Annotated in this window: 8 protein-coding genes; 3 read left to right on the top strand and 5 right to left on the bottom strand. The window is 65.2% G+C overall.

Annotated features, from left to right (window positions below):
- Positions 1 to 259 precede the first annotated feature (259 nt).
- The 3 genes from sigJ to ACNAZA_RS17330 all read right to left on the bottom strand — a co-directional run bounded on the left by sigJ (position 260) and on the right by ACNAZA_RS17330 (position 4,163).
- Positions 260 to 1,183, bottom strand: a complete 924-nt coding sequence (gene sigJ, locus ACNAZA_RS17340; RefSeq protein ID WP_415797779.1) for an RNA polymerase sigma factor SigJ — start codon at positions 1,181 to 1,183, stop codon at positions 260 to 262.
- 201 nt (positions 1,184 to 1,384) lie between these two features.
- Complete coding sequence (locus ACNAZA_RS17335) at positions 1,385 to 3,001, bottom strand: gamma-glutamyltransferase family protein (protein WP_415797778.1); 1,617 nt, start codon at positions 2,999 to 3,001, stop codon at positions 1,385 to 1,387.
- A gap of 151 nt (positions 3,002 to 3,152) precedes the next feature.
- Positions 3,153 to 4,163: a Bug family tripartite tricarboxylate transporter substrate binding protein gene (locus tag ACNAZA_RS17330; protein WP_415797777.1), complete on the bottom strand. Its 1,011-nt coding sequence runs from the start codon at positions 4,161 to 4,163 to the stop codon at positions 3,153 to 3,155.
- A 171-nt stretch (positions 4,164 to 4,334) separates the two neighbouring features.
- On the opposite strand from ACNAZA_RS17330, the gene ACNAZA_RS17325 reads away from it, so the two are divergent.
- On the top strand, positions 4,335 to 5,255 hold the full coding sequence (locus ACNAZA_RS17325) for a LysR family transcriptional regulator (RefSeq protein WP_415797776.1): 921 nt from the start codon (positions 4,335 to 4,337) through the stop codon (positions 5,253 to 5,255).
- Positions 5,256 to 5,283: 28 nt separating this feature from the next.
- On the opposite strand, the gene ACNAZA_RS17320 is transcribed toward ACNAZA_RS17325, so the two are convergent.
- Entirely contained in the window at positions 5,284 to 6,180 is an 897-nt protein-coding gene (locus tag ACNAZA_RS17320) for a DMT family transporter (protein ID WP_415797775.1), read from the bottom strand.
- Between the two features lie 448 nt (positions 6,181 to 6,628).
- Between ACNAZA_RS17320 and ACNAZA_RS17315 the strand changes: the two genes are divergently transcribed.
- On the top strand, positions 6,629 to 7,729 hold the full coding sequence (locus ACNAZA_RS17315; protein WP_120965103.1) for an acyltransferase family protein: 1,101 nt from the start codon (positions 6,629 to 6,631) through the stop codon (positions 7,727 to 7,729).
- 61 nt (positions 7,730 to 7,790) lie between these two features.
- Here the strand turns inward: ACNAZA_RS17315 and ACNAZA_RS17310 are convergent, their stop codons facing one another.
- Entirely contained in the window at positions 7,791 to 8,459 is a 669-nt protein-coding gene (locus ACNAZA_RS17310) for a DUF924 family protein (protein ID WP_415797774.1), read from the bottom strand.
- A 286-nt stretch (positions 8,460 to 8,745) separates the two neighbouring features.
- On the opposite strand from ACNAZA_RS17310, the gene ACNAZA_RS17305 reads away from it, so the two are divergent.
- A complete protein-coding gene (locus tag ACNAZA_RS17305) occupies positions 8,746 to 9,318 on the top strand; it encodes a DUF1439 domain-containing protein (protein ID WP_462936560.1) in 573 nt (190 codons plus the stop codon).
- Positions 9,319 to 9,327: the final 9 nt, after the last annotated feature.

Genomic DNA, 9,327 nt, shown 5'->3' with positions numbered 1-9,327 from the left:
GGTTGGCGGTGGGGTTGGCGATGTCGGCCATGGGAAGACTCCTTGAGGCATTGCAGGCCCGCCCCTTTGGCTGGCCCATAGCTCTTAGACGCGGCAGCAGCGCGGTTTGTGACAGAGGCTGCAATCCAGTGCCGGCCTATCAATAAAGATAGCTACTACCGCTCTATAAAAACGTTTTCATAGATAAAGCACTCTGAATCTATTGACTACAAGGCAGTAGCAGCTATTGTTTTCTCTGCTCTGCGGCTGATGCCATCAATCAAGCCGAAGGCAGGATCACGCCCGTCAATTTGTCCGGGTTGCGCAACGTGTAGATGCGCTGGATCAGCCCGTCCTCGACCAGCAGGGTCTGAACCGACTCCACCTTGCCGTCCACACAGCGCAGCAGACCCGGCAAGCCGTTGACCCGTACCAGCTGCAGGGTCTGCACCTGCCCGTCGCGGCGCAGGCGCCGGGCCGTGGCGAAGTACAGCAGCGCCAGGCGGCGCCCGGTTTCCAGCACGCGGCCAAAGGAAGCCACCCTGCCGCCGCCGTCGCTGATCAGCGCGGCATCGGGGGCAAAGAGCGCCTGGATCTGCGCCAGATCCCCGCCCTGCGCGGCCTGGGCAAAGCGGCGCAGCAGCTCGGCATGGGCTTCGGCCGGCGCATCGAAGCGCGGCCGCCCGGCCTTCACATGGGCCCGTGCGCGGTGCACTAGTTGACGACAGGCGGCCTCGCTGCGATCCAGCGTCTGGGCCACCTCGGCATAGTCGGCATCGAAGACCTCGCGCAGCAAAAAGGCCGCGCGCTCCTCGGGGGTGAGCTGCTCCAGCACAAACAGCAGCGCCGTGGAAACATCGTGGGCCCGCTCCAGCAAGTCCTCGGCAGAGGGAGCCGCCTCGGTCCAGGGCTGGACCAGCGGCTCGGGCAGCCAGAAGCCCGCATAGTGCTCGCGCTCCACGCGCAGGCGCCGCAGCCGGTCTATGGCCAGCCGCGTGGCCGTGGTCACCAGCCAGGCCTCGGGCTGGGCAATGGCGGCGCGCTCGCTGTCCTGCCAGCGCAGCCAGACATCCTGCACCAGATCCTCGGCCTCGGCCCGCTGGCCCAGCATGCGATAGGCCAGCCCGAACAAACGCCGACGATGGCGCTCGAATTCCTGCAGTCCCGCATCGGCGGACGGCGCAGCATGGGAAGTGGGGCTCACCTGAGGTCTCCTGCAAATAGGCTGAGGGCCGGCCACCCAGTGTGACAGGCCTCAGGCCTTAGACGCAGAACCAGCGCACTTTGTGACAGGGTGCCGGCTTAAAACCGGCGCGCCCTCAGCCAGAGACACCGAGGAAGGGCCGCCCCGCACCGAAGGTGTCGTCCCCTCGGGGGGAAGCCGCGCAGCGGCTCAGGGGGGACCTCAATACCCCACCGCGCACCCATCCTTGCGCGGATCGGAACCCGCGATGTAATGCTCGCCGTCGCGCAGCACCAGTTGGGCGCCGCCAAAGGCGAACACGCCGTGGCCGGCCTCGACGCTGACCTCGTGGCCGCGTGCACGCAGCTGTTCAACCACGGCGGCATCGAAGGCAGGCTCCACGGCCACACCCTTGCCGCCGGTCACGCGCCAGCGCGGCGCGTCGGCCGCAGCCTGCGGGTTCTGGCCGTAGCGCAGCACGCGCAAGGCCATCTGCAGATGGCCCTGGCTCTGCATGGGGCCGCCCATGACGCCGAAAGCCATCTGCGGTGTGCCGTCGGCCTTCATGGCAAAGGCCGGAATGATGGTGTGCGAGGGGCGCTTGCGCGGGCCGACCTGGTTGGCATGGCCGGCCTCGGTGGTGAAGCCGTGGCCACGGTTCTGCAGGCTGATGCCCGTGCCCGGCACGACCGCGCCCGAGCCGAAGCCCATGTAGTTGGACTGGATGAAAGAGACCATCATGCCGCTGGCATCGCCCGCCGCCAGATAGACCGTGCCGCCGGGACGCGGTGCGCCATAGGTAGGCAGGCTGGCGCGCTCGCGGTCAATGAGCGCCGCGCGCTCACGCAGGTAGTCGCGGTCCAGCAGATGGGCCGGCTGCACGCGCATGTGGTCGCCGTCGGCGTTGTACTGGTGCAGGTCGGCCAGGGCCAGCTTCATGGCCTCGATCTGCAGGTGCACGCTGTCCACACCGTCCAGCGGCTGCGATCCCAGCGGATCACCGCCCGCACACAGCTCGTCGAGCATGCCCAGCGCCATCAGCGCGGCAATGCCCTGCCCGTTGGGCGGAATCTCGTGGATCACCGAATCGCCGAACTTCTGCGACACCGTGCCCACCCAGTCGGCCTGGTGCGCGGCCAGGTCTTGCTCGGTCATCACGCCGCCGCAGGCACGCGAATGCGCGGCCATTTTTTGCGCCAGCGCGCCACGGTAGAAGGACTCGCCCATGGTCGCAGCAATCTCCTCCAGCGTGCGCGCATGGGCTTCGCTCTTGAACACTTCGCCAGCTCTGGGTGCGCGGCCGCCGGGCAGAAAGCAGTCGGCAAAACCGGGCTGGTCGCCCAGCTTTTTGCCGCCCAGCTCCCATAGCGTGGCAATCGTGGGCGAGACCGCAAAGCCGTGGCGCGCATAGTCAATCGCCGGCTGGGCCACCTGTGCGAAAGGCAGCTTGCCGAAGCGCTGGGACAGCGCGACCCAGGCCGACACGGCGCCGGGCACGGTCACGGCATTCCAGCCCTTCTCAGGAATACCGCCGAGCTGGGCAAAGTATTCGGGCGTCCAGCCCGCAGGCGAGCGGCCCGAGGCGTTGAGGCCATGCAACTCCTTGCCGTCCCAGACGATGGCAAAGCCGTCACTGCCTATGCCGCAGCCCGTGGGCTCGACCACGGTGAGCGTCATCGCCGCCGCCAGCGCCGCGTCCACGGCGTTGCCGCCGGCCAGCAGCATGGAAAGGCCGGCCTGCGCGGCCAGCGGTTGCGAAGTGCTGACCACGTTGCGACCCAGCACCGGCGAGCGCTGCGAGGCATAGGGAAGCGCCCAATCTTTGATGAGGTTTGTCATATCTAAGTCCGATCAGTGATTCAAGTGCGCTGCACACAAAACTGGCGCGCCCATCGGCACACGCCGAGCAAGGGCCGCCCCGCAGCGAGGGCGTGGTCCCCCTCCCGCGTAGCAAGAGAGGGGGAAGGCGCGAAGCGACTCAGGGGGTGCTTTATTCCAAAGTGATCCGGTTGTCCTTGATGACCTTGGCCCAGCGAGCGCTGTCGGCCTGCACCATGGCGGCGAACTGGGCGGGCGTCTGCGCCTTGGCGGGCTCCACGCCCTGCTTGGCCAGGCTGGCGATCACCTCCGGATTCTGCAGCGCCTGGTTGAAAGCCTGGTTGATCTTGCCGACCAGCTCGGGCTTCATGCCGGCCGGACCGTAGACGCCGAACCAGGTGACCGAGGAATAGCCGGGCAGGCCCGATTCGGCCACCGTGGGCAGATTGGGTGCAAGCGTGCTGCGCTTGTCGCCGGTGACAGCCAGGGCACGCAGGCGGCCGCTGGCCACATGGGGCATGCCCGTCGGGATGGCATCAAACAGCAGATGCACCTGGCCCGCAGCCAGATCGGTGATCGATTGCCCCGTGCCCTTGTATGGCACATGGGTGAGCTGGATGCCGGCCTGCGCGGCAAAGGCGGCGGTGTTCAGGTGCACGATGGTGCCGTTGCCGCTGGTGGCGTAGTTGAGCTTGCCGGGGTGGGCCTTGGCATGGGCGATCAGCTCCTGCACGCTCTTGACCGGCAGCGAGGGCGTGATCAGCAGCACGCTGGCCGCGTCCGCCGTGTGGACGATGGGGCTGAAGTCCTTGTCCGCCTTGTAGGCCAGCTTGGGCATCAAATGCGGCGAGATGGCATGCGTGCTGCTGGTGGTGAACAGCAGCGTGTAGCCATCGGCCACAGCCTTGGCGGCTTCGGCCGCGCCTATGGTGCCGCCGGCGCCCGGCCGGTTGTCTATGACCAGTTGCTGGCCCAGCTCCTGCGATACGCGTTGCGCGATCACGCGAGCCACCAGATCGGTCGCTCCGCTGGCCGGGAAAGGCACGATCACACGCACCGGACGGTTGGGCCAGGCGGCGTCACCCTGGGCCAGGACCGGCAAAGCCAGCAGGCCGCAGGCCAGAACCGCAGCCGCCTGAAACCACTGGCGGCGCATCGTTGAAACAGTAGACCGTGCCGGCATGGCAACTCCCGGTGAGATGGCAGCTTGTTCGAAAGGGGTGGCCGCTGCCTGGCGACCATCAAACAGGCCATCTTAGAAAGCCCAGACATTTGCCGCTATCGGCAAATTTGCAAGCCGTCGTTGCCAAAACAGCAAACCGATCACAATGGCAATTTATTTCCAACGATTGCCATGCCCGAGTCCCGCCATTTGCTGCTGCAAGACACTGCGCTGCGCTACTTCCACGAAGTCGCGCAATGCGGCTCGCTGACCGAAGCCTCGGCGAAATTGCATGTGGCGGCCTCGGCCATCAGCCGCCAGATTGCGGCATTGGAGGCGCGGCTGGGCACGCCGCTGTTCGAGCGCCACCCGCGCGGCATGGTGCTCAATGCCGCAGGCGAGATCCTGGCCGACCATGCCCGCCGGGCGGGTCTGGACGCCGAACGCGCGCTGGACGAAATCAAGGCCCTGCAGGGCTTGCGCAGCGGCAAGGTGCGCATCGCCAGCTCCGACGCCTTCGCCAGCGAATTTCTGCCGCGCCTGTGCGCGGCCTTCCAGCGCGAGCACAGCGGCATCGTCTTCGAGGTGACCGTACTGCCCACGCCCGAAGTCTCCGATGCCGTGCGCGCCGGCATGGCCGACATAGGCCTGTGCTTCAGCCGGGTGCCCGAGCCCGGCATTGCCGTTGCCTGCCGCCTGGCCGCGCCCGTGTTGGCGCTGGTGGCGCCCGGCCATGAGCTCGCGCAGGAACGCAGCGTGGCTCTGGCCAGGCTGGTGCGCTACCCGCTGGCATTGACGCCGCCCAGCACAGCCGTGCGCCAGTTGCTGGATGCGGCCTGCAGCCGCCAGGGACTGATGCTCTCGCCGGCCCTGGAAAGCAACCATGGCAAGACGCTGCTGAACTTTGCGGCCCAGGGCGTGGCGGTCGCCGTGGCCAGCGAAATCGCCGCCCGCCACATGGTGGCGACGGGCGCGCTGGTGGCCGTGCCACTCAGCGACCGCGGCATGGATCTGCGCGATATCGAGGTGCAGACCCTGGCCGGCCGCACGCTGCCGCATGCGGCGCAGTCGTTTCTGGAGTTGCTGCAGCTGCGTCTGCCCGCCGCATGGTGAGCAGGCTAGGCCCAGCAGCCTCGTCAGCTCATTGGGTCTTGGAGCGCAGCACCACCCACAGCGACAGTGCAATCAGCCCGCCGCCTGCGGCGTGGGCGGCGCTCAGAGGCTCATCGAGCAGCAGCCAGCCCCAGAGCACGGCAAACACCGGCACGATGAAGGTCACGGTCAGCGCTTTGTTCGGCCCCTCATCGGCAATCAGGCGGAAATAAATCACATAGGCCAGCGCCGTGCTCAGCAAGCCCAGCAGCAGCACATTGCCCCAGGCCAGCAGCGGCGCCTGCACCAGCTGGCTCAGCATGCCGGGCTCAAGCCACCATGCCACGCAGAAGGCGGGCAGCAACACCACCAAGGCCCCCAGCTGGCTGATGAAGACAGCCGCGCGCATATCCACGGCCGCATGGGTCCCGGCCAGCTTCAGCGTCAAAAAGCTGGAAAACGCATAGCAAACGGTGGCAGCAAAGCAGGCCGCAATGCCGCCCAGCGCCGCCGGGGTCAGCTCCAGGGGGCCGGCCTGGGCCAGCACGGCCACACCACCAATACCCAGCACCACTCCCAGCACCCGTGCAGCCGTAATGCCTTCGGCAAAAAACAGGGCTCCCACCACGACGGCCATCAGCGGCGTGGTGGCATTGAAGATGGCGCTATAGCCCGAGGGTAGGACCTGAGCTGCCAGCGCGTACATGAGAAACGGGATCCCCGAATTGATCACGCCCAGCAACAGCAAGGGCCACAGATAGCGGCCCAACCGTGGCCGGTAGCCCATGGCCCATAGCGCCATACCCAAGCCCAGGGCCGAAAACAGGCCCCGCATCACCGCCGTGGGCACAGCCTCCAGGGAGGGCACGGCCACGCGCATGAAGAGAAAGCTGCCGCCCCACAGGGCGGCCAGGGCGATCAGACGGATGAGACTGGAGGCAGACATGGGGCAATTGTGCACACCGCCAACCGCACAGTCCTGGCGCTTGCCAACGCCGTTCGGCCAATCAGGGCCGGGGCTGGCGCAGTTTTTTGGGGAACCAATCGCGGCCGCACCACTCACAAAGCCGTTGTCTGCGTGGAGACGGTGTCAAAATCGTCCCTCCGCTCACACAGGGGCCATGCAACGCCGCCCTCCGCAGCGGCCTGCTCCCCACTTGCCCGCCGCATGCCCTCAAGATGCGCGCCGGGCATGGATGGCGCCTGGCGCGCCATCTCCAAGAGGCCAGTTTCTGGACCCTCTGCCCATGCGCCTGCTTACAGACTCTTCAGTCCTGTTACCTCGCAAGCGCGGGGATTTCTACATACTCCAGCCGCCAGGGCTCGCCCTGCAAGGCTGACGTGACGATTGGCAAGCCCGGCCCGTGCCCGGGCGAAAGGAAAGGTGCCCGGTTTTGGTGGAAACGGCGTTCAAGCTACGTTACAACCCTGCCCTCGATGGCTTGCGTGGCGTGGCCATTGTGTTGGTCATTCTTTCGCATGCCCATGCCCCCCTGTTCGATGGGGCGTTCTTCGGGGTAGACCTGTTTTTTGTGCTCAGTGGCTTTCTGATCACTTCGCTGCTGCTCATGGAATACAAGGCCCACGAGCGCATAGATTTCTGGCGCTTTTACCGTCGCCGATTCCTGCGCCTGATGCCTGCGCTGGCTCTGTTTCTGGGCGTGTACTGCCTGGCCGCCCCCTATCTCTGGCCCGATCTGACCGATATCTACTCGGACGCCCTGGTCTCCATCCTTTATCTGGCCGACTACGGCATTGCCTTCTTCGACAGCCCCGACACGCTGCTGCACATGTGGTCGCTCTCGGTGGAAGAGCATTTCTACCTGATCTGGCCGCCGCTGCTGGTCTGGCTGCTGCGCAAAGCCGCGCCGGGCCGGGTCTGGGCACCCCTGTTGGCACTGTGGGTGCTGAGCACGCTGTGGCGCATCTTCTGGGTGCAGCAGGGCCAGCAATTCTACGAGATTTTTTTCCGTTTCGACACCCGAGCCTCCGGCCTTCTGGCGGGCGCGCTGCTGGCCGCCTTGATGCTGGAGAGGCCGCTGTGGATTGAGCGTCTCAAATCGCTGCGCGGCTACACCATGTGGTTTGTGCTGGCCGTGCCGCTGATCATGGAGCTCAAATGGGACGACCACCACGCCATGCTCTGGGGCATCACCGTGGTCGAATGCGCGGCCATGGTGCTGTTGCTGGCGGTGCAAAAGCCCGAGGGCGTGATCTACGAAATGCTGACCGGCCCCATCTTGCTCAAGCTGGGCCAGCTGTCTTACGGCATCTATCTCTGGCACTACCCCGTGGTGCGCTATCTGCGCGCCGATTACTCCTGGCCGGTCACCGTCATAGGCGGTCTGCTGATCTCGGCGGCGCTATCGGCACTGTCGTTCTACACGCTGGAGCGCTGGGCGCTGCGCTATCGAGACCGGAGCGAAAAGCGCGCATCCCATCTGCCTGCCAAGCGCAAGGAACCGCAGATGAGAGAAGCCACTCAGCACTCCTGAAGTACAACAAATTGCAAGCCAAAGGGATGTCGCCACATCCCTTTTTTTGTGCCCGCCGCTGTCAGAAGCCTGCGCCGGGCTGGGCCAGATAGTCTTTCTCCGCCGCCGTGCTTTCACGTCCCAGGATGGGGTTGCGGTGGGGAAAACGGCCGAACTGCGCAATCACCTCCTGGTGCTTGTGCGCGTAATCCAGCGTACCGGCAAAAAAATCGCTCAAAGCCGGGTCCGCATTGGCATCGGCCAGTGCGGCAAAAGCCTGCACGCTGCGCTCTTGCATGGCAGGGTCTTCGGCGTGCTCGAACGGCAGATACATGAAGATGCGCGGCACTTCAGGCAGCAGCAGATCCTCGCCCTGCTGCTGCGCCTGCAGCGCCAGTGCCAAGGCCTGTGCATCGCCCGCAAAGCTTTGCGGCGTGGCGCGGTAAATGTTGCGGGTGAACTGGTCGAGCAGCACGATCAGCGCCAGCCGCTGCCACGGCCCCTGCTGCGCCCAGTGCTGCAGCGCGCCGCCCACGGCCGCCTGCACGGCCACGCCAAAGCGCTGACGCAAGTCCTCGTCAAACGCGGGCGACTTGGTAAACCATTGCGCCTTGTGCTCCAAGGCCACGGCATTGCTGGGCCTGGCGCTGCCAAACCAGTGACTGAGCACGGCATCCGGTAGTTGCGCATCCTGGACGGCTGCGGTCAGTGCAGCGTGCGATGCACCAAAGAATTCAGGGCTGGAGTTCATGGGCCCATTGTGCCGTTCAGGCCCGTTCGGCGGCATGGAAACCCTCGTGATGGATGCCGCACTTGCTTTTTTCGCAAGCACCCGCAACTGCCGGTCAACGACAAGCAAGGCATTGCCGTTAGACAGGCCTGCCTTCACCCATTGTTACCTTGGGGAATAGCGTCCCAGAGGACAATACACCCCTCAAAAACAATAGCAAAAATCGCGCATTACGCATTGTTTTCATGGGCTTGAGTCCGTTTGATATCGAGATTGCTTTGAATAGTTCGGGAGTTCGCTTGTGGTGATGAATCGCCGCTCATGGTTGATGGTGGCCACAGCCAGTGTGGCGTTGATTGCAACAGGATGTTCGGGAAAATCCGTTCCCAGCAGCGTGAGTGTGAGCAGTGCCAAGCTGCAGGAAATGGTGGCCAAGCGCTTTCCCAAGCAGTTTCCCGTCGCCGGCCTGCTGCAGCTGTCGCTGACCTCGCCCACCCTGGCCATGCTGCCCGAGCGCAATGCGCTCAACGCGCTGATCCCGGTAGAGCTGGGCGGCAAGGTGCTCAAAGAGGTTTACAGCGGTGCGCTCAATGTGGATTTCGCACTGCGCTATGAGCCCACGGACCGCACGCTGCGCGCCCATCAGATCAAGGTCAACAGCCTAGAGATGAACGGACTGGCACCTGCCATGAGCGATATGCTGGCCACCTATACCAATGCCCTAGCCGAGCAGGCGCTGGGCCAGGTGGTGCTCTATCAGCTCCAGGACAAGGATCTGGCCCTGGTCGATGCCCTGGCCATGGAGCCCGGCGCCATCACCGTCACCCCGCAAGGGCTGACCATCGCCCTGGTGCAGAAGGCCTCGTCGGGCAAGCGCTGATGTAACGCT

Origin of the sequence: Comamonas aquatilis, assembly GCF_965139575.1 — a bacterium.
Classification (GTDB): Bacteria; Pseudomonadota; Gammaproteobacteria; order Burkholderiales; family Burkholderiaceae_C; genus Comamonas; species Comamonas aquatilis.
Note: the sequence above shows the minus strand (reverse complement) of the source record. Positions and strands in the feature narration are given on the sequence as shown.

Excerpts from the sequence above, each read along its gene's own strand:
- ACNAZA_RS17335 (WP_415797778.1), bottom strand. The coding sequence starts at position 3,001 with ATGACAAACCTCATCAAAGATTGGGCGCTTCCCTATGCCTCGCAGCGC.
- ACNAZA_RS17330 (WP_415797777.1), bottom strand. The coding sequence starts at position 4,163 with ATGCCGGCACGGTCTACTGTTTCAACGATGCGCCGCCAGTGGTTTCAG.
- ACNAZA_RS17325 (WP_415797776.1), top strand. The coding sequence starts at position 4,335 with ATGCCCGAGTCCCGCCATTTGCTGCTGCAAGACACTGCGCTGCGCTAC.
- ACNAZA_RS17320 (WP_415797775.1), bottom strand. The coding sequence starts at position 6,180 with ATGTCTGCCTCCAGTCTCATCCGTCTGATCGCCCTGGCCGCCCTGTGG.
- ACNAZA_RS17310 (WP_415797774.1), bottom strand. The coding sequence starts at position 8,459 with ATGAACTCCAGCCCTGAATTCTTTGGTGCATCGCACGCTGCACTGACC.
- ACNAZA_RS17305 (WP_462936560.1), top strand. The coding sequence starts at position 8,746 with ATGAATCGCCGCTCATGGTTGATGGTGGCCACAGCCAGTGTGGCGTTG.